Origin of the sequence: Segatella copri (assembly GCF_026015465.1) — a bacterium.
GTDB lineage: Bacteria > Bacteroidota > Bacteroidia > Bacteroidales > Bacteroidaceae > Prevotella > Prevotella copri_E.
The window spans coordinates 140546-166708 of record NZ_JAPDUQ010000004.1 but is presented as its reverse complement, the minus strand read 5'-3'; the positions used below and the strand labels follow the sequence as shown (position 1 = coordinate 166708).

20 protein-coding genes, 2 tRNA genes and 1 pseudogene are annotated in these 26163 nt (G+C 46.1%); 13 read left to right on the top strand and 10 right to left on the bottom strand.

Annotated elements, in window-relative coordinates; all coding sequences use genetic code 11:
• Positions 1 to 131 precede the first annotated feature (131 nt).
• From ONT08_RS14080 to rsmA, 4 genes are read right to left on the bottom strand one after another with little or no spacing between them, the layout of a single operon-like run.
• On the bottom strand, positions 132 to 1046 hold the full coding sequence (locus ONT08_RS14080) for a helix-turn-helix domain-containing protein (protein WP_264960251.1): 915 nt from the start codon (positions 1044 to 1046) through the stop codon (positions 132 to 134).
• Between the two features lie 48 nt (positions 1047 to 1094).
• Positions 1095 to 2027: a ribosome small subunit-dependent GTPase A gene (rsgA, locus tag ONT08_RS14075; RefSeq protein WP_006847160.1), complete on the bottom strand. Its 933-nt coding sequence runs from the start codon at positions 2025 to 2027 to the stop codon at positions 1095 to 1097.
• 34 nt (positions 2028 to 2061) lie between these two features.
• Positions 2062 to 2622 carry a ribosome recycling factor gene (gene frr / locus ONT08_RS14070; protein WP_006847159.1) on the bottom strand — a complete coding sequence of 187 codons (561 nt, stop codon included), beginning with the start codon at positions 2620 to 2622 and terminating at the stop codon, positions 2062 to 2064.
• Between the two features lie 12 nt (positions 2623 to 2634).
• Positions 2635 to 3444: a 16S rRNA (adenine(1518)-N(6)/adenine(1519)-N(6))-dimethyltransferase RsmA gene (gene rsmA, locus ONT08_RS14065; protein WP_264960250.1), complete on the bottom strand. Its 810-nt coding sequence runs from the start codon at positions 3442 to 3444 to the stop codon at positions 2635 to 2637.
• 228 nt (positions 3445 to 3672) lie between these two features.
• Between rsmA and ONT08_RS14060 the strand changes: the two genes are divergently transcribed.
• From ONT08_RS14060 to ONT08_RS14050, 3 genes are all read left to right on the top strand, one after another.
• Entirely contained in the window at positions 3673 to 4671 is a 999-nt protein-coding gene (locus ONT08_RS14060; RefSeq protein ID WP_264960249.1) for a lysylphosphatidylglycerol synthase transmembrane domain-containing protein, read from the top strand.
• 75 nt (positions 4672 to 4746) lie between these two features.
• Positions 4747 to 6210, top strand: coding sequence for an aminoacyl-histidine dipeptidase (locus ONT08_RS14055; protein WP_118200061.1), 1464 nt, complete (start codon positions 4747 to 4749; stop codon positions 6208 to 6210).
• 319 nt (positions 6211 to 6529) lie between these two features.
• Positions 6530 to 7456, top strand: coding sequence for a magnesium transporter CorA family protein (locus ONT08_RS14050; protein ID WP_022121433.1), 927 nt, complete (start codon positions 6530 to 6532; stop codon positions 7454 to 7456).
• Between the two features lie 111 nt (positions 7457 to 7567).
• Here the strand turns inward: ONT08_RS14050 and tnpC are convergent, their stop codons facing one another.
• Positions 7568 to 9022 (bottom strand): IS66 family transposase, encoded by a 1455-nt coding sequence (gene tnpC, locus ONT08_RS14045; protein WP_264960248.1) that lies wholly within the window; start codon positions 9020 to 9022, stop codon positions 7568 to 7570.
• 483 nt (positions 9023 to 9505) lie between these two features.
• On the opposite strand from tnpC, the gene ONT08_RS14040 reads away from it, so the two are divergent.
• Entirely contained in the window at positions 9506 to 11275 is a 1770-nt protein-coding gene (locus tag ONT08_RS14040) for a DUF349 domain-containing protein (protein WP_264960247.1), read from the top strand.
• A gap of 116 nt (positions 11276 to 11391) precedes the next feature.
• On the opposite strand, the gene ONT08_RS14035 is transcribed toward ONT08_RS14040, so the two are convergent.
• Positions 11392 to 11462 (bottom strand) — tRNA-Gln (locus ONT08_RS14035).
• Between the two features lie 26 nt (positions 11463 to 11488).
• Positions 11489 to 11559: transfer RNA gene (locus tag ONT08_RS14030), tRNA-Gln, on the bottom strand.
• A gap of 212 nt (positions 11560 to 11771) precedes the next feature.
• Here ONT08_RS14030 and rsfS point away from each other — a divergent pair.
• The 3 genes from rsfS (at position 11772) to ONT08_RS14015 (ending at position 15170) form a co-directional block, all read left to right on the top strand.
• Complete coding sequence (gene rsfS / locus ONT08_RS14025; RefSeq protein ID WP_117586022.1) at positions 11772 to 12131, top strand: ribosome silencing factor; 360 nt, start codon at positions 11772 to 11774, stop codon at positions 12129 to 12131.
• A 70-nt stretch (positions 12132 to 12201) separates the two neighbouring features.
• Positions 12202 to 14292 carry an ATP-dependent zinc metalloprotease FtsH gene (ftsH, locus tag ONT08_RS14020; protein WP_118200060.1) on the top strand — a complete coding sequence of 697 codons (2091 nt, stop codon included), beginning with the start codon at positions 12202 to 12204 and terminating at the stop codon, positions 14290 to 14292.
• 11 nt (positions 14293 to 14303) lie between these two features.
• Positions 14304 to 15170 carry a phosphatidate cytidylyltransferase gene (locus ONT08_RS14015; RefSeq protein ID WP_118255520.1) on the top strand — a complete coding sequence of 289 codons (867 nt, stop codon included), beginning with the start codon at positions 14304 to 14306 and terminating at the stop codon, positions 15168 to 15170.
• A gap of 160 nt (positions 15171 to 15330) precedes the next feature.
• Here ONT08_RS14015 and ONT08_RS14010 read toward each other — a convergent pair whose 3' ends face one another.
• The 3 genes and pseudogenes from ONT08_RS14010 to surE all read right to left on the bottom strand — a co-directional run bounded on the left by ONT08_RS14010 (position 15331) and on the right by surE (position 18662).
• Positions 15331 to 16284 carry a glycoside hydrolase family 5 protein gene (locus ONT08_RS14010; RefSeq protein ID WP_254973915.1) on the bottom strand — a complete coding sequence of 318 codons (954 nt, stop codon included), beginning with the start codon at positions 16282 to 16284 and terminating at the stop codon, positions 15331 to 15333.
• A gap of 477 nt (positions 16285 to 16761) precedes the next feature.
• Positions 16762 to 17901, bottom strand: a pseudogene (gene lpxB / locus ONT08_RS14005) (lipid-A-disaccharide synthase); the annotation flags it as partial.
• Complete coding sequence (gene surE, locus ONT08_RS14000; RefSeq protein ID WP_254973914.1) at positions 17898 to 18662, bottom strand: 5'/3'-nucleotidase SurE; 765 nt, start codon at positions 18660 to 18662, stop codon at positions 17898 to 17900. The gene surE and the pseudogene lpxB, both read right to left, overlap by 4 nt.
• 100 nt (positions 18663 to 18762) lie before the next feature.
• Here surE and ONT08_RS13995 point away from each other — a divergent pair, with 100 nt between their 5' ends.
• The 6 genes from ONT08_RS13995 to ONT08_RS13970 all read left to right on the top strand — a co-directional run bounded on the left by ONT08_RS13995 (position 18763) and on the right by ONT08_RS13970 (position 26156).
• A complete protein-coding gene (locus ONT08_RS13995; protein ID WP_117586026.1) occupies positions 18763 to 19527 on the top strand; it encodes a ParA family protein in 765 nt (254 codons plus the stop codon).
• 56 nt (positions 19528 to 19583) lie between these two features.
• The gene (locus ONT08_RS13990; RefSeq protein WP_264960246.1) at positions 19584 to 20495 is read left to right on the top strand and encodes a ParB/RepB/Spo0J family partition protein; all 912 of its coding nucleotides are present in this window, start codon (positions 19584 to 19586) and stop codon (positions 20493 to 20495) included.
• 56 nt (positions 20496 to 20551) lie between these two features.
• Positions 20552 to 21238: a DUF5683 domain-containing protein gene (locus ONT08_RS13985; RefSeq protein WP_117586047.1), complete on the top strand. Its 687-nt coding sequence runs from the start codon at positions 20552 to 20554 to the stop codon at positions 21236 to 21238.
• An 81-nt stretch (positions 21239 to 21319) separates the two neighbouring features.
• Entirely contained in the window at positions 21320 to 22678 is a 1359-nt protein-coding gene (locus ONT08_RS13980) for a lytic transglycosylase domain-containing protein (protein WP_254973911.1), read from the top strand.
• 66 nt (positions 22679 to 22744) lie between these two features.
• Positions 22745 to 25030 carry a RelA/SpoT family protein gene (locus ONT08_RS13975; RefSeq protein WP_264960245.1) on the top strand — a complete coding sequence of 762 codons (2286 nt, stop codon included), beginning with the start codon at positions 22745 to 22747 and terminating at the stop codon, positions 25028 to 25030.
• A 136-nt stretch (positions 25031 to 25166) separates the two neighbouring features.
• Positions 25167 to 26156: a pectinesterase family protein gene (locus tag ONT08_RS13970; RefSeq protein ID WP_254973908.1), complete on the top strand. Its 990-nt coding sequence runs from the start codon at positions 25167 to 25169 to the stop codon at positions 26154 to 26156.
• Positions 26157 to 26163: the final 7 nt, after the last annotated feature.

Here is a 26163-nt window from a genome sequence, read left to right as displayed (position 1 = left end):
AGCCCGAGCTTGTGAAAGTTTGGGCTTTGTTGTAAATAAAAATGTTTTTTAAAGATTTCGTATCTGTGAAAAGGCAAAAAATAAAAAGGGGTGCGTCACAGACTTATGACACACCCTCTTTTATTTTGCTGTTATTGTTTTCTCAAACTTTCACGATACTTCAGAGGTGACATGTGCAGATGCTCTCTTACATATTTACCGAAGAATGAGGTATTGGAGAAGCCCAGTATACCTGAAATCTCCTTGATTATTTTCGTTGTAGAACGGAGATAATAGGTGATATCAGCAAGCGTATACTCTGTAATCCACTCAATGGCTGTCTTGCCGGAATGGCGCTTGCAGATGATGGAGAGATATTTTGGCGTGATGCAAAGCTGCTGCGCAAAATATTCTACAGGCTGATGCTTGATTTCGCTCTGCTGCAACATCTCCAGAAACTTATCAAAGAAATCGCTGGCACTGGTTCCCAAAGTTTCTTTCGGGAGATCTGTCAGCAAAAGATTGCTCACGGCAAGGAGAGCACTCTTCAAGAGCGTCTCCACAATCTCACGGCGATATGGTTTCCACGAACTGCGGTCGTTGAACTTAGGATCCAGACAGAGGCGCACCAAGTCGGTAAACTTAGAATAGAATACCATATCCACCTCGTTCATCTTCAACACCGAAACCTTGCTCACATACATGGCACGGTTCCATACCGAGATATGAGAACGAAGAATACCAAGCAAGCCGTGATTGCTGACACACATGGCTGTGCATGCAAAATCTTCCGACACCTCTTTGATGTCGAGAATAGAGTTAGGCGGACTGATAAATATATCGCCCTTCTCCACGGTGAATTCCCGCCCGTTGAGTTCAGCTCTCAGGCTGCCTCTCTGACAGGATGCAATCATGTTCATCTGGAATCTCATAGGGTCGGGGTTCTGCAACACCTTGACATTATCTATAATCAAGATGTCCTCATCCAGATAGCTCGCACTGATTTCTGCACTCTGTGCAAACTCACCTTCTTCGATACGCTGCCTGACGTCCTTCTGTTCTTTCATTAATATGATTTTTAAATTTCTTCACTCTTCGTTCTTCACTCTTCCCTATCAAAAAGCCTCTCTGTATTTATTTTCGTCCTTATCCTCCAACATTGAGAGATAACTCTGATAGCGGCTAGCTGCAATATAATGTTCCTCAACCGCCTTGATTACCGCGCACCCCGGTTCGTGGGTATGGGTACAGTCAGAGAACTTACAATCCTGAGAGAACTTGAAAATTTCCTTAAAATAGCTGGTCAGCTCTTCCTTTTCGATATCAAAGGTACCAAAACCCTTGATGCCCGGAGTATCAATGAGATAACCACCTTCCGGCAGTTCCAGCATCTCACTGAAGGTTGTGGTATGCATTCCGCTATTATGCGCCTCGCTGATTTCTGCGGTACGCTGCTCTGCATCAGGAATGAGCTGGTTGATGAGGGTTGACTTTCCTACCCCGCTGTTGCCGCTCAACAAAGATTTCTTATCCTTGATAAGAGGTCGCAACAGTTCAACTCCTTCACCTGTAGCTGCCGACAATTCGATACATTTATATCCGATGGTCTCATAGAGCGTGCACATCATCTTCTCGTAATGCAATTCTTCTTCTGAAAGTATGTCACTTTTATTAAAGATGATGATAACAGGCACTCTATAGGCCTCAGCGCCAGCCAGGAATCGGTCGATGAAGGTAGTAGATGTCTGCGGATAATTCACCGTTACCACAAGCAGCGCCTGGTCTACATTAGCAGCCAGAATATGACTCTGCTTACTGAGGTTAGGTGATTTACGAATGATATAGTTTTGGCGGTCTTCGATAGAAGAGATAAATGCCGTACCCTCCTGGTTGGTAATAAGCTGCACATAATCACCTACAGCCACAGGATTGGTGCTGCGGATGCCCTTCAATCTGAAATTGCCCTTGATTTTACTTTCAATCAGCTGGCCATCGTCTGTCTTGACGGTGTACCAGCTGCCTGTATTTTTAATAACGAGTCCTCTCATTATCACTTATTAAATAATGTAAGTCCAGAATGATTTAGACTGTCATGATTTCCTTCTCCTTCTCGTCCATCAGATTTTCGAGCTGCTTGATGTACTTGTCGTGGAGTTTCTGCAAATCGTTCTCAGCATCCTTCTCCAAGTCTTCAGAAAGTCCATCCTTGATAGCTTTCTTCAACTTCTCCTTGATTTCCTGGCGCACGTTGCGCACCTCAATCTTAGCACGCTCAGCAATCTTGTTACACTGCTTTACGAGTTCCTTACGGCGCTCACCTGTTGGCTGAGGAATACCCAGACGTACGATTTCGCCATTGTTCTCAGGAGTGATACCTACACCACTATCCATAATAGCCTTTTCGATATCCTTGATAGCCTTTTTGTCCCAAGGGCGGATAGCGATAGTACGGGCATCAGGGGTTGTAACTGTAGCTACCTGATTCAGAGGAACCATACTGCCATAACTATTTACACGCACACCATCGAGGATGGCTACATTAGCACGACCAGCACGAACATGAGAGAGTTCCTCTGCGAGATACATTGCTGCCATCTCCATACGCTCTGCTGCAGAATTCAAAGTTTCTTTAACGTCTATCATAATTATATGTTTTTATTTTATTAATTCTAATCTTTTCAATTCTTCGCCCACATAGTTGGTGAGTTCTACAAACTGCTGGATAGTGAGCTGCTCAGGACGCTTGGTCATGATGTCGGCGGTATAGAAATCCTCGCGTGGGGTTACACCCGGGAACATCTGCTTGAGGCTTACACGGAGCATCTTGCGACGCTGGTTGAAGACTGTCTTTACCAGACGCTTAAACAGTTTTTCATCACAGCCAAGGTCAGTCACCTTGTTACGAGTCATACGGATTACCGCACTCTTTACCTTTGGTGGTGGGTTGAACACATTCTCATCTACCGTAAAGAGATATTCCACATCATACCATGCCTGGATGAGCACACTGAGGATACCATAGGCTTTGTTGCCTGGTTCTGATGCCATACGCAATGCCACCTCGCGCTGAATCATTCCGGTACAGCAAGGAATGAGATCCTTGTAATCGAGCATCTTGAAGAATATCTGCGATGAGATATCGTATGGATAATTACCTGTCAGTACAAACTGCTTTCCATCGAATATCTGGTTCAAATCCATTCTCAGGAAGTCTTCACCGATAATATTATCCTTGAGTGTCGGGAAATTCTCATGAAGATACGCCACCGACTCCGAGTCGATTTCCACTGCCTTGACGGGTCTTAGTTTCTCTACGAGATATTGGGTAAGAACGCCCATACCTGGTCCGATTTCGAGAACAGGTATATCCGGGCAGGCATCCACCGTATCGGCGATGCGCTTTGCTATATTGAGGTCGGTCAAGAAGTGCTGACCGAGATTCTTCTTAGGCTTTACAGCTTTCATATCTTATCTTTATATTATATATTTTGCAAAAATACGATTATTTTTTGAGAATCCACACGAAGTATGCGATTTTTTTTATCTTTTTGGGTAAAAAAGGGAAAGAGCCACTTGTTTCTTAAAAAAAAGGCTATACTTTTAGCCATAAATGGCGCCCAAGCGTTTATTTATGCTAAAAATATGCAGATTCGAACGATATTGTCAATAAAAGTATTATCTTTGCATCTAATTATGGATATAAAGAAGATAGCAAACAACATATGGAAGGTGGCTTTGTCGCTCATTCTGGGTGGCGCCATCCTTTATTGGATGTATCGCGGATTCGACTTCAAGCAAGTAGAAGATGTTCTGCTTCACAAGATGAGTTGGACCTGGATGCTGCTGTCGTTCCCTTTTGGCATCTCTGCCCAGGTGTTCAGAGGATGGAGATGGAAACAGTCGCTGGAACCATTAGGCGAGAAGGCCCGCTCCAGTATCAGCGTCTACTCCATCTTCCTGTCCTATGCTCTGAGTCTTGTAATTCCTCGTGCGGGCGAGTTTGCCAGATGCGGCGTATTGAAGAAATGGGATGATGTTTCGTTTCCGAAAGCCTTGGGTACCGTCGTTACAGAAAGAGCCATCGATTCACTCCTCGTGCTGTTGATTACGGCGCTGGTCTTTGTAATGCAGATTCCGGTATTTCTCAATTTCTTTGAGAAAACAGGTACGAGCATGGACAGTTTACTCTGTCAGTTTACAGCCACAGGTTACATAGTGACAGCTATCTGTGGCATAGCAGTACTCATCCTTGCTCACTATCTGCTCAAGCGACTCGCTATATATAATAAGGTGAAAGCAACACTGGGAGGACTCTGGCAAGGTATCATCTCGCTGAAAGGTGTCAGGAATGTACCGCTCTACATCACCCTTACACTGGGTATCTGGTTGAGTTATTTCTTCCACTACTATCTCACCTTCCAATGCTTCGAAGCAACCTCCCATCTCAATCTGATGTGCGGTCTGGTGACATTCATCGTGGGCAGCATAGCGGTCATCGTACCAACTCCTAACGGAGCCGGACCTTGGCATTTTGCCGTCAAGACAATGCTCATTCTCTATGGCATTCAGGCAAACGATGCCCTCTTCTTCGTTCTCATCGTACACTCCGTGCAAACCCTGCTTGTAGTCCTTTTGGGAATCTATGCCTGGATAGCACTGGCGTTTACCGGGAAAGTGAAGAGTGAAGAGTAAGGAGTGAAGAATCCTCTTGCTTTAGGGCGTATGCCCAACTTAACATTGAACATTTAACATTAAAATAAAAATATTATGGCTGACATTAAGAATTTGAACCCAGTTGAAATCTGGCGTAACTTTGACAAATTAACACAAGTTCCACGTCCATCAGGACATTTGGAAAAGATTCAGGCTTATTTGCTCGATTGGGCAAAAGAAGCAGGTGTAGAGGCTTTCCAAGACCCAGCAGGCAACATCGTGATGCGCAAACCTGCTACTCCAGGTATGGAGAACCGCAAAGGTGTTATTATGCAGGCGCACATGGACATGGTTCCTCAGAAAGCACCAGACAGCAAGCATAATTTCGAAACAGACCCTATCGAAACCATCATCGATGGCGACTGGGTACGTGCTAATCATACAACACTCGGTAGCGACGACGGACTTGGCGTAGCTACAATCATGGCTGTAATGGAATCAAAAGATTTGCAGCATGGTCCTATCGAGGGCTTGATTACCGCCGACGAAGAGACAGGCATGTATGGTGCCAACGATCTCCCAGCAGGCGAACTGAACGGCGACATTCTCTTGAACTTCGATACCGAGGTTTGGGGTGAGTTCGTTATCGGTAGCGCTGGCGGTATCGACATCACAGCAACTCTCGACTATAAAGAGGTAGAAACCGACAAGGAAGATGCTGCCGTTAAGGTAACCCTCAAGGGATTGAAGGGCGGTCACTCCGGTATCGAGATCAACGAAGGCAGAGCGAATGCCAACAAGTGCATGGTTCGTTTCGTGCGTGAAGCTATTTCAGAACTCGATGCCCGTCTAGCTTCATGGCAGGGCGGCAACATGCGCAATGCCATCCCATTCCAGGCTGAGGTTGTTCTGACCCTGCCTAAGGAGAACATTGAAGCTTTGAATGACCTGGTAGCAGACTGGAAGGACGAAATCTGTGATGAGTTCGAAGGCATTGAAACAACAGAGAACATCGAGTTCTTCGCTGAGAATATAGAGACTCCTAAGATGCAGGTTCCTGCCGAAATTCAGGATAACCTTGTAGATGCAATCTACGCTTGCCACGATGGCGTATTGCGTATGGCTCCATCTATGCCTGAAATCGTAGAGACCTCTTCAAACCTCGCAATCGTTGAGATTGGTGAGGGCAAGGCTGCCATCAAGATTCTGGCCCGTTCCAGCCACGAATACTACAAGATGTATCTTGCCACAATGGTAGAGAGCTGTTTCAACATGGCAGGCATGAAGGTTGAATTCAGCGGCAGCTATATGGGATGGAACCCTAACCCTAAGAGCGACATTCTGGAACACGTATTGAAGGTTTACAAAGAGCAGAACGGCACAGACGGTAAGGTACAGGCAGTTCACGCAGGTCTGGAGTGCTCTATCATCCTGAGCAAGTATCCTAACCTCGATGTCGTATCATTCGGTCCTACTCTTCTTAGTCCTCACACAGCCAATGAACGTTGCCAGATCAGTTGCGTAGCTCCTTTCTGGAACCTCGTCAAGCAGCTCCTGACAGAGATTCCTGCAAAGTAAAAAAATGGGGAACGAAATTACAAAAAGATTAAAAAAGAAAGCCGAGAGTGAAAATTCTCGGCTTTTTTGTTCCAGTTTTCAAAAGAAATCATTACCTTTGCAGTCGATTTCGCAAGTCTTGTAAAATCTCTGTAGCAGATCATACAAATTCACTTGCATAAGTTTCATTAAAATAACACCAAAATGGACGATTATCACGCGGAGAACAATAATGAATTGTAAGGCGTGGAGATTCAGCAACGACGAAGCCTTTCTGTAGGCTGTACCCAAGCGCTAGTCTCCATACCCCAAACTTTTATTATGTGGAGATTAGCAAACTATGAAGACTTATTGGAATATAGACAAGAATCTGACTGTACTCAATGAGTGGCAGCCAAACTGCTGGATACAGGTAACATGTCCAACTGATGAAGACCAGCGCTTGCTGGAAGAAGAATTCAAGATCCCTGATTATTTCCTCTCGGATATCAGCGATACCGATGAGCGTGCCCGCTATGAATATGACGATGGCTGGATGCTCATCATCCTCCGTATCCCTTATGTCAAGGAAATACGCAGCCGTACCCCATACACCACCGTGCCTCTGGGTATCATCCATAAGCGCGATGTTACCATCACCGTATGCTATTATGAAACCAATATGATGATTGATTTCGTAAGCTACCAGCAGAAGCGCAGCGAGGGGTTCACCGACTATGTAGACATGACCTTCCGTCTCTTCCTTTCATCAGCGGTTTGGTATCTGAAGCGATTGAAACAGATCAATTCGCTCATAGAAAAGGCAAAACGAAACCTCGATCATGGTGTGAACAATGAGAGTCTGATTGGCCTGAGCCGCCTGCAGGACTCCCTTACCTACTTCATCACCTCTATCCGAGGCAACGAGAATCTCCTGTCTAAGTTGAAGTTCAAGCTGCAGGTGGACGAACTTGATGCCGACCTCATCGAAGACGTAAACATCGAGATGACACAGGCACGCGAAACTACAAGCATCTACTCCGACATTCTGGAGTCGACGATGGATACCTATTCGAGCATCATCAACAACAACATGAATACCACGATGCGTACCCTGACCAGTATCAGTATCGTCATGATGTTGCCTACGCTGATTTCCTCATTGTTCGGTATGAACTTAATCAACGGTATGGAAGACAGCCATTACGGATTTGCCATTGCCCTAGTTATCTCCGTGCTCGTTTCTGCACTTTCATGGGGTTTCCTCAGATACAAGCGCCTGCTCTAAGCATATACCACTCTGATATGCATTAAGTAACCCGAAAGAGCACATAAAACGATGATTTGCAAGAAAAAGACAGTAACTACTCAGCACCCCCTATGGGCATGAGTAATCGTCTTACTGTTGTACTACAGCAAGAATTGCATTGAATTTCGAATTTCCGTTCTTCATAGCAGTTTCAGCGATGGAGTGCAGCTTGGCAAAATCATCGGCACCGCCGTCTGTTCGGAAGCAACCACTGACTTTCTGTTTTATCTTGATTTTCCTAACTCCCCGCTCACTGGCATTGTTATCGTATGGCACACTTGGATTGGAGAGAAAGGTGAACAGGTAGTCTTTGACCTTAAGGATACCTCTCTTGAATTTCTCAAACTCGTTATCTAAATGCGTGAGGCTTTCACCCAAGAGGTTCTTCATCTTAGTCTTCAGTACTTTTATCTTTCTAGAGGTAATGTTGCCCTCTCTTCTGAGATTTATAGAGTGTTCTATCAGTTGGATGAATCTCCGTGCCCAGTCCTGGTTTGAATCCAATTCGTTCAGATACTCTGCATTCCTAAGGAGATGAGCCAGACAGACCTGATGATCCTTAACATTCATCTTGAAGTAGCTCTGGTGTCTGTCTGTCACAAGTGTCGAATAGGGAAGTCCCTTTGGAAACTTGGAATCTATGGCCTTCTGACCTCGCGATTCTGACTGGAACACGTATGTAAGCAGGTCGTTCTGGAATATCCAGTTCCAATGCAGATGCTTTCCTACCGCAGCACCTGTTTCATCGGCTCCTACGACAGACGCTGTTTCCAGCCTCTTGCGTATTTCCTCGTATGCACTATCTGCCTTGCCGCTATTCTCTTTGAGTATGTTCTGCACTGTTCCCTCACTTATATTCTGGCCGGACAGGTCGGATATAAGTTCTGCAATCCTTTTGAACGGAATACACTGCACTACATTGAGGTATGTCACCAGTGCACGGAGGTTGTCACCATACTTGATACGACAGTTGGGAGCTTCGCAGTTGTTTACGCAACCGCATTCACAGACCTTCTCGTAATACTGTTCCTCACAGGTCTCTACGACCACCTTGATATCAACAATCTGTGTCTTACGGATCTTCTGGCATGGTATATCAATCAAGAGCCGACCACAGCATTTACAATAGACTGGTTCGTGCTTTACAATTACGTCTGGTTCTGCAACAGTCTGTAGTGTGTGCCCCTTGTGGCCAGGCTGTCCACCGCTCGGCTTTCCGCTTGGCTTGCGAAGAGACTTTGTCCTGCGCTGCTCACGGGAAGCGATACTTTCTTGGGATGGAGGGATACTACTGTTGCTGCTGTTTTTCTCGGGCTTCCCTGGTGTACTTGACGTATCGTCAGCAGCTTCCTCGAGTTCCTTGATGCGCTCTTTAGCAACGGCAAGTTCTGTCTTTAGATTATGTATCTCTACGTCCTTCTGGTTAATGACACGATTGAGGCGTCCGATCTCCTCTGTCTTCTCGGAGTCGGACTTCTCAAGCTTGCGCAGACGCTGGTTTATCTGGCGCAAAACAATATCTATGTCAGTACAGTCGTTTGCCATTGTTTTTGGTGCAAAGATAAGCATTTTTATCCACATGGCAAAATCACGATTTACATCCCTTAACGCAGACTTTTGACTTGTGGAAAATGCAAAAACGTATCTCCTGCCAGATAAATTGTTGAAGGGCGATAATAGCCAAAGGAGACTTGCTGGCAGCATCACCGAAAAAGAACTCGCAAAATGAGCTGTTTTAAACAACCTACGTCCTCACCCACTCAATCATTAAAGAGTTTGTAATGATGATGAAAATAAGCAAAATCAAGTTTATGCTTTATTAACGAGAAGTTTTCTATAGGGGTGCTGAGTAGTTACAAAAGACAAATATAAATACAAAAAAAATTAAAAAATCGAATATCATGGCATGATATTCGATTTTTTTTTTTAAGTTTGCAACTTATTAATAATATAATTTTGTATGGGGTCGAATTGCGGATAAGCGACTATCGGCCCAAGAAACTCGAATCATAAACTAAACAAAGTGACATGATGGACTCTCAAGAAAAAGCTCTGTTGCAGCAGAGCACCCTGGAAGACCCTGCCAAGAAGGCTTATGCCACCAAGCAGGAAGTGCTCGAAAGAGTAAAGGAAATCGCTCATAGCAGCGAAAATCCAAACAAGGAGGAACTCGACCTACTCAAGACTACTTTCTACAAGATTCATCTCGCAGAAAGAGACGCACAGATGAAAGAGTATCTCGCAAAAGGCGGTGACCCAGAGAAGTATATCCTTCTACCGGATGACACCGAAGAAGCCTTCAAGGCTGAGATGCAACTCATCAAGGAGAAAAGAGCCAAGATCTTCCTGGCACAAGAAGAAGAAAAACAAGATAATCTCCGCAAAAAAGAGGAAATTATCGAAAAGATAAAGGCCATGACCACCTCACCGGAGGAGGCCAACAAATCATATCAGGACTTCAAGGCCTTGCAGCAGGAATGGAAGGAAATCAAAAACATCCCTGCAGACAAGGCAAACGAGGTATGGAAGAACTATCAGCTCTATGTAGAGCAGTTCTACGACATGCTCAAGTTGAACAGCGAAGCTCGCGAATATGACTTCAAGAAGAATCTTGAAGCCAAGACCCAACTCTGCGCGGCTGCAGAGAAACTCAATGAAGAAGAGGATGTTATTTCTGCCTTCCACCAGCTTCAGGACCTCCACCAGCAATATCGTGAGATTGGTCCTGTTGCCAAGGAGTTGAGAGAGCAGATTTGGGAACGTTTCAAGGCTGCTAGCACTGTTATCAACAAGAAGCACCAGCAGCACTTCGAAGACCTGCGTGCCAAGGAAGAGGAAAACCTCGCCAAGAAAACTTCCCTCTGCGAAAAGGTAGAGGCTGCCAACCAAGGAGAATACAAGACTGCCAAGGACTGGGAAAAGGTTACCCAGGAAATCATAGAGATTCAGAAAGAGTGGCGCACTATCGGTTTTGCCCCTCAGAAAATGAACGTCAAAATTTTTGAGCGTTTCCGCATCGCCAACGATGAATTCTTCAACAAGAAGGCTGAATTCTTCAAAGGACTGAAAGATACCTACTCTACCAATCTCGAAAAGAAACAGCAACTCGTAAACAAGGCAAAGGAACTGGCTGACAGTACAGACTGGAAGAAAACTGGCGACAAACTCATCGCTCTCCAGAAAGAATGGAAGAAGGTGGGTACCGTACCTCATAAACAAGGCGAATTGCTCTGGAAGGAATTTCTGGATACCTGCAACAAGTTCTTCGAAGCCCGCAACAAGCAGAATGCCGGTTCACGCAGCGAGGAACATGCCAATCTGGACAAGAAGCGTAACATTATTGCCCAGCTCAAGGAACTTGTAGTTGCAGAGATTACCGACAATGATTTTCAGAAGAAACTCAAGGATTTTGCCAAGCAATACAGTGCTATCGGACACGTTCCTTTCAAAGAGAAAGACAAGGTCTACAAAGAGTATCATGAGGCTATCGATGCAGCCTATGAGAAACTTCACGCCACCAATGCCAAGCGCCACTTTGACAACTTCAAGAACAACTTGAAGAATGTTGCCAAGGAAGGCGGCAATGCACTCGGCAATGAGCGTGGCAAACTCTTGCGCCGCTACGACCAGTTGCGCAGCGAGATTACTACGTACGAGAACAACCTCGGTTTCTTCAACACAGCCAGTAAAAAGGGCAATAGTCTGGTAGAAGAAATGAACCGTAAGATTGAGAAACTCAAGGCTGACCTTGATATGGTAAAGCAGAAAATCAAGGCTATTGATGCCGAGAAAAAATAAACACAATACCCCCAGGCGAAAGCTTTGGGGGGTATTGTTATGAATACTCCATAAAATAGAATTTCTATAAACAAAAAAAACATCTTTCATTACTGAAAGATGCCTTGCCGCATAAGTTGGGATACCCGGACTCGAACCAGGAATGACAGGACCAGAATCTGTAGTGTTACCATTACACCATATCCCAAACTTTAAAATAGAACTTTTTGATAGTTGGGATACCCGGACTCGAACCAGGAATGACAGGACCAGAATCTGTAGTGTTACCATTACACCATATCCCAATATCAGCAAACGAGATGTTCCTTTCTCAATTGCGAGTGCAAAGGTACTAGTTTTTTTTGAACCTACAAAATTTTTCGGCACTTTTTTCTAAAAAAAACGCAATTTCTTTAATTTTCCACATTTTTTTTGCCTTTTAAGTCGATTTTCCATTATAATAATGTATCTTTGCAGAAAAATAGAGAATATAAATTAAGTAAGAAAGAAAAGATAAATGAACACAGTTAAACAACTCGTAGAGACTATTAAAGAAGGTATACAAGAAAAGAAAGGTCAAGACATTGTTATCGCCGACCTGACAGAAATCGATGGAAGCATTGCCAAGTACTTCATCATCTGCCAGGGAGGAAGCCCTACTCAGGTTGAAGCTATCGCAGGTTCTGTGGGAGACATCGTGCGCAAGAATCTGAAAGAAAAACCTGTAAATGTAGCTGGTCTCGGCAACGACCAGTGGGTGGCAATGGACTTTGTTGACGTATTAGTACACATTTTTCTTCCGGAAGTACGTGCTTATTACGACCTCGAACATTTATGGGAGGATGCAAAGCTTACCCATATACCTAATCTCGACTAGTCAGTCTCTCCCATCCTACATGATGGATCAGACATTGTTTTTCGACTAAAAGTTATACATATAAAATAAAATGGAACAAAGCAATAATATGAAGCCTCGTGGCAATGGCGGACCAAAGATGCCACGATTTAATATGACCTGGCTTTTCACCATCTGCCTCATCACCATGATTATCCTCTTCTTTACAGGAGGAGGCGATGCGATTGGAGGCAGCGCTGCCAAGGAAGCCACATACACCCAGTTCAAACAGTATGTAGACAAGGGTTATGTGCTCAGTGTTGTGGCCAATAAAACAGAAAGCACCCTCAAAATATACATCAACCCGAAATATACGCGCGATGTATACAATATGCCGGCAAAGTCTGTAGGTCCTAACCCATACGTAAAAGTACAGTTCGGTTCGGTTGACGAAGTGGAACGCTATGCCAACCAGATGTTGAAGGAAAAGAAGATTCGCTCCTTCAGCTACGACAACCAGAAGGATAACGACTTCTTAAGTACACTCTTCAATCTGGCACCTCTGCTCTTCTTCGTATTTTTCATCCTTTGGATGTCAGGAAGATTCAGCGGCGGTATGGGCAGCGGCGGTATGGGCGGCGGCATCTTCAGCGTGGGCAAAAGCAAAGCTAAGATGTACGAAAAGGGAAATACAATCGGCATCACCTTTAAAGATGTTGCCGGACAGGAAGGTGCCAAGCAGGAAGTGAAGGAAATTGTAGACTTCCTGAAAAACCCACAGAAATATACCGATTTGGGAGGTAAGATTCCAAAGGGAGCCCTTCTCGTAGGCCCTCCGGGAACTGGTAAGACCCTCTTGGCTAAGGCTGTTGCCGGCGAGGCTGGCGTACCTTTCTTCTCTATGAGCGGTTCTGACTTCGTTGAAATGTTCGTAGGTGTAGGTGCCTCACGTGTTCGCGACCTTTTCCGTCAGGCTAAAGAGAAATCACCTTGTATCATCTTTATCGATGAGATTGATGCTGTAGGCCGTGCCCGCAGCAAGAACCCAGCCATGGGTGGTAATGATGAGCGCGAGAACACCTTGAACGCTCTCCTTACAGAGATGGATGGTTTCGGTACCAACAGTGGTGTCATCATCCTTGCAGCTACCAACCGTGTAGACATGCTCGACAGCGCCTTGCTCCGTGCCGGACGTTTCGACCGCGAAATTCACGTAGATCTCCCTGGTTTGAACGAACGTAAGGCAATCTTCCTAGTGCATCTCAAACCTATCAAGATTGACGAAACTGTAGATGTTGATCTCCTAGCACGCCAGACTCCAGGTTTCTCGGGTGCAGATATTGCCAACGTTTGTAACGAGGCAGCCCTCATTGCCGCACGCCACGACAAGAAGGCTGTTTGCAAACAGGATTTCCTCGACGCAGTAGACCGTATTGTTGGCGGTTTAGAGAAGAAGACCAAGGTGATGACTGCCGACGAGAAGCGTAGCATCGCTCTCCACGAAGCAGGCCATGCAACCATCTCATGGTTCTGCCAGTATGCCAACCCTCTCATCAAGGTTACCATCGTACCTCGTGGTCAGGCTCTCGGTGCTGCATGGTATCTGCCAGAAGAGCGCCAGATAACCACCAAGGAACAGATGCTCGACGAGATGTGTTCATTAATGGGCGGACGTGCCGCAGAAGAACTCTTCACCGGTCATATTTCGTCAGGAGCCATGAACGACTTGGAGCGTGCCACAAAGAGTGCTTATGGTATGGTAGCTTATCTCGGTATGAGCAAGACGTTGCCAAACATCTGCTTTTACAACCGGAACGAATATGCATTCCAGCGTCCGTACTCTGAGTCTACAGCCCGCGAGATAGACCAGGAAGTTCTGAAGATTGTCAACGAGCAGTATACCCGTGCCAAGAACATTCTGATGGAGCACAAGGAAGGCCACAATGCCTTAGCAGAACTTCTGATCAAGAAAGAGGTGATTATGGCAGAAGACGTAGAACATATCTTTGGCAAACGCCCTTGGTTGAGCCGTTCGCAGGAAATCATGGAAGATGAACAGCCTAAGATAGACGATGACGCCGTAAAGGAACTTCCTGAAGTTCAGGCTGCCATCAAGGAGCATGAAGAGAACCAGAAGAAGAATGCAGATTCTGATGAGACTTCCAAGAAGGATGAAGGTTCGGAAGAAAACAAGAACGAATAAAACAAACCGATATGACTGACAAACAGAAGAATCTAGTGATAAGATCCATCACAGGCGTATTTTTCGTGATGTGCATGGTATCTTGCTTTCTCAATCCCAGGGCAATGGTTATCCTGTTCGCCCTCATTACCGGATTGAGCATCTGGGAGTATTGCGGACTGGTAAACCAGAAGGAGAATGTTACGGTAAACCGTTTCATCAGCACCGTGGCGGGTGTTTACTTCTTCCTTGCCGTGGCTGGTTTCCGCATGGGCATTGTGGGCAATTTTGTGGTTTTCGTACCTTATCTGCTCACCATCCTCTATCTCTTCATCAGCGAACTGTATACAGGCAACAAGGATGCCATCAACGATTGGGCTTACACTATGCTCTCTCAGTTGTACATCGCCTTGCCTTTCTCGATGATCAATGTATTGAGTTTCGAGACATCAGCTTTCGATGGCCAGATACATTACGACATGCTGTTGCCTTTGAGCATTTTCATTTTCCTCTGGACCAATGATACCGGTGCCTATTGCAGCGGTTCGCTTTTCGGCAAGCATAAGCTCTTTCCTCGCATCAGTCCAGCCAAGAGTTGGGAAGGCAGCATAGGCGGAGGCATATTCGTACTGATAGCAGCAGGCATCATCGGCTATATCGCCAACGATGGCGAAGCCCACCGTCTCAGCATTCTCGGTTGGGAAGGTTTAGGTCTGGTTGTGGTATTCTTCGGCACATGGGGCGATCTGGTAGAAAGCCTCTTCAAGCGTACCCTCGGAGTAAAGGATAGCGGCAACATCCTGCCAGGACATGGAGGCATGCTCGACCGCTTCGACTCTTCGCTCATGGCGATACCGGCAGCAGTAATCTACCTATACACCATCCAGTTGTTTGGATAATACATCTTTTATGAGATAAAGGCCAAACCTACAGTTTGGCCAAGCACAAAGAAAGGCAGGGATTCCTCAAAGAACCCCTGCCTTTCTTTTTTTCATATCACCATAAAAAAACACAAGTAGCTTCGCTGGCTCACGAAAGTACTTGCGATAAACTATGCTGTTATCTGTTATATTTCTTCAGTGCCTGCTTCACCATCTTGCCCCATGGCTTGATGAGATCATCTGTCCAGTTGCCGGTAGCCTTGGCACGTGGCAAAATCATGGAACAGGTTTCATCCTTATCCGAAACCGACCAGTTTACCCAACTCACCTTGTTTTTCTCCATTACATCGAGCCATTTCTGATACTCATCAGGAGCCAGAGGACCATTACCCGAAGCCTCCATACCAGCACATTCTGATACAAAGACCGGCAAACCGCTCTTCACGGCAGCCTCCAGTTTATCACGCAGATAATCTTTATGGGTAGCTGCATAGAAATGAAGGGTATACATCACATTCTCCACACCCTCGATAGGGCTCTTTGCTACGATATCAATATCCTGGTCCCAATGCGGACAGCCCATCAGGATGATATTATCCGGATCATACTTTCTGATTTCCGTGATGATGGTTTTAGCGTATACCTTCAAGTCTTCCCATTTATCCTCAACAGGTTCATTGTAGAGTTCGTAAAGCACATGAGGATATTTACCATACTTCTGCGCCATCTTTCCGAAGAAGGCCTTAGCCTCGGCTGTATGCATCTTGTGTGCATGCCAGTCGATAATCACGTAGGTATCATTCTTGATGGCGGCATCTACCACCTGGATAATGCATTTCAGAGCAAAGTCTGGATTTTCCAGATAGTTGTCGTCTATCTGAATTCCCATGGCTGCTCTGATGATGTTGGCATGCCAGTCTTGCACAAGCCATTTCACCGCTTTTTTGTTGTAGAACCGAGGCCAGATGTTGTGCCATCCCAGACTCACGCCTCTCAACACTACAGGGTTACCACTCTGGTCGCAAAGCTGCGCACCTTTTACCTGCAACTGTCCCCATTGCTTTACAGGGTTTGCTGCATACACTTGTGCCATACAAAAGAGGGCACAAATGAGGGTCATTAGTTTTTTCATTTTTTTAGGGTTTAAAATTAAATATATATTTTTGGGTTTGTTTTTTTAGGATAGCTAATACTCCTACATAGGTAGCAGATTACAAATCAGCCTTAGTCAGCAGTTCTGCAGCGGATTGATATCCGCTACAGAACTGAAAGAGATTGCTTTTTATCAAAACATTTCACCTTTTTCCTGTTCTTCTTCAAAGCGTTCACCCTTCTGGGCTTCCTGCGCCTCATACTGTGCCTGGGCTGCACGCTGCTGAGCCTCACGTGCCTTAGCCTCAGCCGCCAGTCGGGCTTTTTCTGCTCTTATTCTTGCCAGTTCAGCCTCTTCTTCTGCCCGTTTCTGCGCCGCCAAAGCTTCCTCTTCGGCACGTTTCTTAGCAGCTTCGGCTTCAGCTATCGCCTTCTGTCGCGCACGTTCTGCAGCCTCAGCTGCAGCTTTGGCTTCAGCTTCAGCACGCTCACGAGCCATACGGAGAAGCATTTCCCTACGCTTAACCAGAAGATCAAACATGATGCCCGCAGCCTCATCCGGCGCAACCTTATCGCCTAACTGAGTTCGAACTTCCTGATATTCTGCCAACATCTTATCCCTGCCAGGTTCTCCCGGAAGAATCTGATAAAGTTCGTTGGCAATACCATCAACCGAAAAGCGGTCGGCAAGCATCTCCGGCACAATCTCCTTATTGGCGATAAGATTCACCAGCGAGATAAACTTCACCTTGATGATATGCTTGAAACCGAAACGGATGAGATGAGGTACAGGCGTTTCATAACATACCACCTGAGGCACATCGAAAAGAGCCGTCTCTAAAGTTGCGGTACCACTGGTAACAAGAGCTGCCGAAGCATGCGACAAGAGCGGATAAGTCTTGTTACGCACCAGTTTGACAGGTGTACCTTTGATAAACTTCTCATAGTAAGCATCGTCTATCGAAGGAGCACCGGCAAGCACCATCTGATAATCTTCAAAACGCTCAGCCACCTCAATCATCGCCGGCAGATTGTCTTTGATTTCCTGCAGACGGCTTCCTGCCAGCAAAGCGATAACAGGGCGATAAGTGTCAAGATTATTCTCCTGACAGAATTCCGTAAAACTCTGATGATATCCCGACCTGAACTCCCCTACTTCCTGAGCCGTAGGATTACCTACATAGTGAATAGGATAACGGTGCTTCTTTTCGAAGAACGGCACCTCGAATGGCAAGATTGAGAAGAGTTCAGCGATATCACGTTTAATGCTGCGGATCCGCCACTCCTTCCATGCCCATATCTTAGGAGAAATGTAATAATAGGCAGGGATATTGGTATTCTTTTTCAAGAACTTAGCTATCTTGAGATTAAATCCTGGATAATCTACCAGTATCACTACATCCGGCTTCCATTTCACAATATCTTCCTTGCATCTCTTCAGGTTCGAAAAGATGGTACCCAAATGTAGCAGTACAGGCACAAAGCCCATATAAGCCAACTCCTTAAAATGCTTGACGCGAGTGCCACCTTCAGCAGCCATCAAATCACCGCCGAAGAAGCGGAATTCAGCAAACTCGTCTATTTTTTTCAACGAGCGCATCAATCTGCTGGCATGCAAATCTCCACTAGCCTCGCCTACTATCAGGTAATACTTCATAATTCAAAATTCTTTAACCAATCATAATCCGTTACATCAATCTTAGTTGGGGTAATAGCGATGTAACCATGATTCACAGCCCACTGGTCGGTATCCGTTGCCTCAGGTTCGTCATTACGGTATTCACCCACCATCCAATAATAATCATATCCATGCGGATGAGTGCGATGATCCACCTCATTGATCCAGGAGCCATGAGTCATCCGGCAACCCTTGAAACCCTTGAACGGAGGCAAAGCCGGGAAGTTGACATTCAGACAGGTATATTCTGGCAATCCCTTCTCCAGCACCATCTTAACAACCTTCAGTACCCCATCGTGCAAAGGAGTGAGATCAGCATTTTCATCATAATTGCAACTGCTGAAGGCTATGCTTGGAATATGCTGCATACAGCCCTCCTTAGCTACACCCATAGTTCCCGAATAATGATTATTCACGCTCGAATTGTCACCATGATTGATACCGCCGATAATCAGATCTGGCTTGTGATCAGCAAGAAACTGATCCAATGCCAGTTTCACACAGTCAACCGGTGTGCCGCTACATGACCAAACCTCCACATCATTCCCCATATTGTGGCGACGCTTCAGGCGCAAGGGAGTTGTAGCCGAGAAGGCACAGGCGAATCCCGAACGGGCACTTTCCGGTGCTACAACCAGCAGGTCGCACCAGTCTTTCAGAAAGCTCACCAGGGTCTTGATTCCATTGGCATGATAGCCATCATCATTCGAAATTAATACTAACGGTTTCTTATTTTCCATAAAAATATCTTTCTTTTTGGTGCAAAAGTACGAAAAAACCTTTAAAGATAGCGACTTTCTCACAATATTTTTGTATCTTTGCCGAAAATTTACTAAGAAAATGGGAAAAATCATCGCATTAGCTAACCAAAAAGGCGGTGTAGGAAAGACTACTACCACCATTAACTTGGCAGCATCGCTTGCCACGCTAGAGAAAACTGTACTCGTAGTGGACGCCGACCCACAGGCAAACGCTTCCAGTGGATTGGGCGTGGACATCAGCGAGGTAGACTGCTCGCTCTACGAATGCATCATCGACCATGCAGACGTGCGCGATGCCATCTACACCACCGACATTGATGGACTCGACATCATTCCTAGTCATATCGACCTGGTAGGTGCCGAGATAGAGATGCTGAATCTCAAAAATCGCGAAAAGGTGATTAAGACATTGCTGCAGCCTATCCGTGACGAATACGACTACATCCTGATAGACTGTTCGCCTTCGCTCGGTCTCATCACCGTCAATTCGTTGACGGCAGCCGACAGTGTCATCATCCCAGTTCAATGTGAATATTTCGCTCTTGAAGGTATCAGCAAATTGCTCAATACCATCAAGATCATCAAGAGCAAGCTGAATCCGAAACTCGAGATAGAAGGTTTCCTGCTCACCATGTATGATAGTCGTCTACGCCTTGCCAACCAGATATACGACGAGGTGAAACGCCACTTCCAGGAATTGGTGTTCAAGACCGTAATCCAGCGCAACGTGAAGCTGAGCGAGAGTCCGAGCCATGGTCTCCCAGTTATCCTTTACGATGCAGAAAGCAATGGAGCCAAGAACCATCTGGCCTTGGCAAAGGAGATTATCAACAAGAATAGTTAAGATTTGGAAATTGAACCCTTTTAGAAAGTTCAATGTTCAAAATTAAAAGTAAAAAAATGGCAGTACACAAGAAATACAACAACGGTACAAAGAATAACGCCTTAGGACGCGGACTCGATGCCCTCATCTCTACCGAGGGAGTGCGCACCCAGGGCAGCAGTACCATCAATGAAATTCCTCTCGACCAGATTGAGGCGAATCCCAATCAGCCACGCCGGGAGTTTGATGACGAAGCCCTACATGAGCTCGCCGAAAGCATCAAGGCCATAGGCATCATCCAGCCTATCACCTTAAGACAGGTTTCAGAAAACAGATTCCAGATTATCGCCGGTGAACGCCGCTGGCGCGCTTCACAACTTGCGGGGCTGACAGCTATCCCTGCATACATCCGCACCATCAGCGATGAGAACATAATGGAAATGGCGCTCGTAGAGAATATCCAGCGCCAAGACCTCAACGCCATAGAAATAGCACTCGCCTACGAACACCTTCTGGAAAACGAGGGTATGACACAGGAGAAAATTTCAGAACGTGTGGGCAAGAGCCGTGCAGCTATCGCCAACTATCTGCGACTGCTCAAACTTCCTGCCCAGGTGCAGATGGCACTACAGAAGAAAGAAATCGACATGGGTCATTGCCGTGCCCTACTGGCCCTCGACTCACCTTCGCTGCAAATCAAGTTGTTCAAGGAGATACAGAAGAACGGCTACTCAGTAAGAAAGGTTGAAGAGATGGTACAGCGACTCAAGAGCGGAGAAGACATCGAGAGCGGTAAGAAAACCATCACGGCTAAGGCTCAGATGCCTGAGGAATTTACACAACTCAAAAACCGCCTGTCACAGTTTCTCAATACCAAAGTGCAGTTCACCTGCTCTGCTAAGGGCAAGGGAAAAATCAGCATTCCATTCGCCAACGAAGAGGAGCTGGAGCACATCATGAATGTTTTCGATCAGTTAAAGCAAGAATAAAAGTGAAACTCAGTATATCACAAATCTGTTTGGCAACCCTGCTGCTTCTGGCACCGATGGGCGCACAGGCACAGAAGTCGAAACAAAAGAAACAAGTGACCGATGTGCCAACCATTGCATCAGCCGACTCGGCAAAAATAGCCATCGACTCGATGCTTACCGCACAAGACAGCAGCAAACTGGCAAGCCTTAACCAACCAGTAAAGCCTGTACGCAAAAAGCGCAACTGGGCTACCTGGCGACCAGACACCAAGCGCGCCATGTGGTTGGCACTGGTATTGCCTGGTGCCGGACAGATATACAATCGCAAATATTGGAAACTGCCTTTCATCTATGGCGGTTTCGTAGGCTGTACATACGCCATCACCTGGAACAACCAGATGTATCACGACTATTCGCAAGCCTACATGGATATTATGGACGATGACCCCAACACCCAAAGCTACAATCAATTTCTGCACTTGGGCGCCCAGATCAACGAATCGAACATAGAACGCTATAAGGAAATCTTCCGCAAGCGAAAAGATAAATATCGCCGTTGGAGAGACATGGGAACCTTCGTCATGATAGGCATCTATGCCTTCTCAGTGATTGATGCCTACGTAGATGCATCGCTCTCGGAATTTGACATCTCCGATGATCTCTCGCTCAGAATAGAGCCTACCATGCTGAATAACGGCAACAAGACTGCCAATCCGCTGCGGTCTGGAAGCCTCGGCGTAAGTTGCTCACTCACATTTTAATGCGTGAGGAGTTAGAATACACCTATTATATATTATAACGCAAAATAGAAATTAGAAACATAGACGAGATAAAACATCAATATGAAGAAAATACTAGTCATGGCAGCAGCGATGCTGTTCAGCTTACAAGGCATTCATGCCCAAACCGACGTTACAGAAGAAACAGATAGCGATGATATCATCACCGTTACCGACAAAGACGGAAAGCAGGAGGAAATCGAAGTACCCGAGGGAATGGAAGATAACCTCGACAGCCTGCTCCACCTTTACAATGCACAGACTTACATGATGGCAGATACAACCTGCAAATACCGCGATGTAAACCCTGTCTTCGAGAAGGAAGTGTATATCGACCGTCTGAAGAGAATGCCTACCATCATCGAAATGCCATACAATGAGGTAGTACAGAAATTCATAGACCGATACAGCGGCAAACTACGCCGTTCTGTAAGTTTCATGCTGGGAGCAAGTAACTTCTACATGCCAATTTTCGAAGAGGCATTAGAGGCTTACAACCTGCCACTGGAACTGAAATATCTGCCAGTTATTGAATCGGCACTCAACCCTAAAGCTGTATCACACGTTGGTGCCACAGGTTTATGGCAGTTTATGCTGCCTACTGGCAAGCGATATGGTCTGGAGGTAAACTCACTCATCGATGAGCGCCGCGACCCGGTAAAAGCATCCTATGCAGCAGCCCACTATCTGAGCGACCTGTACAAAATATTCGACGATTGGAGCCTCGTGATTGCAGCTTACAACTGCGGTCCAACCAATGTCAACAAGGCCATCCATCGTGCAAAAGGCAACGCCGACTACTGGAACATCTATCCATATCTGCCAAAGGAAACACGTGGATATGTACCAGCTTTCATCGCTGCCAACTACATCATGAACTACTACTGCGATCATAACATCTGCCCTATGGTAAGCGAACTGCCAGTAAAGACAGATACCATCATAGTATCAAAAGACATCCACCTGGAACAGATTTCCAAAGTGCTGAACATCGACATCGAGCACCTGCGCAATCTGAATCCACAGTACCGTCATGATATCATCAACGGTTTGAACCATCCGATGGCATTGCGTCTTCCATCTACCCTCATCGGCAGTTTCATCGACCAGCAGGACAGCATCTGTGCTTACAGAGCTGATGAACTCTTCCTGAAGCGCGCTACCGTAGATGTCAATGATGCACAGCCTACCTATAGCCGCCCACGAAGCAGCTACAGTCGCCACAGTGCTTCTTCACGCAGCAAGAAGAGCAGCAAGCGAGGCAGAAACAGGAAACAAGGCAGCAAGAGTGTAACCATCAAGAATGGTGATACCCTTTCTGAAATAGCAGCACGCCACGGAACAACCGTTAAGAAACTGCGCAAACTGAACGGCATCAAGGGTAACAGTATCCGTGCTGGAAAGAAAATCAAAGTGAAATAAAAGAACTACGTCCGCTGTAGTTTTTTCAGTCTAATTAAGAACAAAATTTATTGGAGGGACCCTACTATGGATGACCAGAACTTGAAAGACCTCGAAAGAGAGCAGGCTGATAACCAGTTGATTGGCGATGCCTTTCAACACCTGCTTGACACCTACCTGAGTTCACGACACCGCAAGAAGGTAGATATAGTGACCAAGGCATTCAACTTCGCCCGACAGGCGCACAAAGGTGTGCGCCGCCTCTCGGGTGAACCATATATCATGCACCCTATCGCCGTGGCTCAGATAGCCTGCGAGGAGATGGGGCTCGGCTCAACGAGCATCTGTGCCGCACTGCTTCATGATGTGGTAGAAGATACCGACTACACCGTAGAAGATATCTCAAACATCTTTGGAGCCAAGGTGGCACAAATCGTTGATGGACTCACCAAAATCAGTGGTGGAATCTTCGGCGATAAGGCATCAGCACAGGCAGAAAACTTCAAAAAACTGTTGCTCACTATGAGCGATGACATCCGTGTTATCCTTATCAAGATTTGCGACCGCCTGCACAACATGCGCACGCTGGAATCGCAACCAGCCAACAAACAATACAAGATTGCGGGCGAAACCTTGTATATTTATGCACCTCTCGCTAACCGATTGGGCTTGAACAAAATCAAGATCGAACTCGAAGACCTCAGCTTCCGCTACGACCATCCACAGGAGTATGCCAATATTGAGCATAAGCTTGTCGATACAGAATCGCAGCGCGATACCCTTTTCGAGAGTTTTACTGCACCTATCCGCGAAGAACTCGACAAGTTAGGTGTAGAATACAAGATTAAAGCACGTGTGAAGAGCCCTTATTCTATATGGAATAAGATGCAAAATAAGCACGTTACCTTCGATGAGATTTACGACATTCTTGCTGTGCGCATTATCTTTACGCCAAAGGTAAGAGCAAACGAAGTAAACGAATGTTTCAATATCTACGTAGCCATCAGCAAAATCTACAAGAGCCATCCTGACCGTCTACGCGACTGGTTGAACCATCCGAAAGCAAATGGTTATCAGGCACTCCACGTTACCCTGATGAGTAAGCAGGGAAGATGGATAGAAGTGCAGATCCGTTCCGACCGTATGGACGAGGTAGCAGAAAAGGGATTTGCTGCCCACTGGAAATACAAAGAAGGAAACGAGGGTGAATACTCAGAAGATGAGAACGAACTGAACGACTGGCTTAGCACCATCAAGGAGATTCTGGACGATCCGCAACCGGATGCCATGGACTTCCTCGATGCCATCAAGCTGAACCTCTATGCTTCAGAAATCTTCGTCTTCACACCAAAGGGAGAAATCAAGACGATGCCGGCAGGCTGTACTGCCCTCGACTTCGCCTTCCAGATTCATACTTTCCTGGGCAGCCACTGCATCGGAGCCAAGGTAAACCATAAGCTGGTTCCGCTGAGCCATAAGCTGCAAAGTGGCGACCAGGTTGAGATTCTTACTTCCAAAAGCCAGCATGTACAGGAAGAATGGGTCAACTTCGTCAGTTCGGCCAAGGCAAAGAGCAAGATTCTGGCCATCCTGCGCCGCGATTCACGAGAGGTTCAGAAGAAGGGAGAAAACATACTCACCGAATGGCTCAAGAAGAACAGCATCGAGATGAGTGCGTCGGTGGTAGACCGCCTATGCGATTTTCATAATATCCAGAAGCCTGAAACCCTCTTCCAGTCATTGGGCGACCATCAGATTATCCTGGGCGATAAAGACTTCGATGAGTTGCAGGGCAAGCCTAAGAAACAGCAGGCCAGCAGCTGGCGCAATTATATTCCATTCCTGGGCAAGAGTAAGGAGAAGGCTCCAGAAAAAGGCATCGTGAAACCTCAGGATCTTTTCGTGGTAGGTAAGGACTTCAACAAGAAGAAGCCACTCATCCTGACCGAGGAGAACATCAACCAGTTTATCTTCCCTAGCTGCTGCCATGCGATTCCTGGCGATGACGTTATGGGCTTTATCGACAACAAGAACCGCATCGAAATACATAAGCGCTCTTGCAGCATAGCAGCCAAACTGAAGTCCAGTTTCGGCAACCGCATCGTAGATGCCAAATGGGATATGCACAAGCAGATACTCTTCGATGCTACCATCGAAATCAAGGGTATCGACCGCAAGGGCATGCTGCTGGATGTAAGTAAGGTGATTAGTGACCAGTTAGGTATCAATATCCACAAGATAACAATCAGTAGTGATAACGGCATCTTCGACGGAACCATCGAACTCCGTGTTCACGACCGCGAAGAAGTCAAAACCATTATGAACCAACTCCGAAATATCGATGATCTGCAGGAAGTACAGAGAATCCTGTAACTTAGGAGTTTATGATAATAAAGAAAAGATAAATAATAGAGAATCGCCGGATTTTAAATCTGGCGATTTTCCATGAAATCATACAGATTTCAACATCTTATAAAAACAGATTCAAAAAAACAAGCTTAAAAACAATATGAAAAAATTATTCTTATCATTTTTAATGATGTTGACCCTGTTGCCTCTGGCAGCAGCCAACAAGTATGACAACCCCGACACGATTGTAGTATCCCGTGATGGTACCGGCGAATTCCGCACCATCGACGAAGCCATCGAAGTATGTCGCGCTTTCATGGATTACAGCAAGGTAATCTACGTTAAGAAAGGCGTATACAAGGAGAAACTCATCCTCCCTTCATGGCTCACCAACATCACCATCTGTGGTGAAGACCGTGATAACACTATCATCACATGGGACGATCATGCCAACATCAAGATGCCTGTAGGTGGACTCGATTCAGAAGCTGCTGTAAAGGGTAAACCGATGGGCACATTCCGCACTTATACCCTGAAGGTACAGGGCAGTTATATCACCCTGAAAAACATCACCATCGAGAACAATGCAGCCAAACTGGGACAGGCTGTCTCCCTGCATCTTGAAGGCGAACATATCCTGGTTCAGAACTGCCGTCTGCTGGGCAATCAGGATACCGTTTATACAGGTATAGCCAACAACCGTTCAGCCTTCTACGATTGCTACATCGAAGGAACCACCGATTTCATCTTTGGTCCGGGAAGAGCATGGTTTGAGAATTGTGAGATTCGCAGCAAGGCCAACAGCTACATTACAGCTGCCTCCAGCCCAGCCGGTCAGGAATATGGCTATGTATTCAACAAGTGCAAACTTACCGCCGAGCCAGGCGTAGACAAGGTTTATCTGGGCCGTCCATGGCGCCCTTATGCAGCTACCCTCTTCATGAATTGCGAAATGGGCAGCCACATCCGTCCTGAAGGATGGCACAACTGGGGCAAGCAGAGCAACGAACAGACAGCCCGCTACAGCGAATATAACAACCATGGTGCAGGTGCTGCAACCAAGGGCCGCGTAGCCTGGAGCCGCCAGCTCACCAAGAAAGAAGCAGCTAAAGTTACCATCAAGAATGTCTTCGGCGAAGAAGCGTGGTAACCCTGAC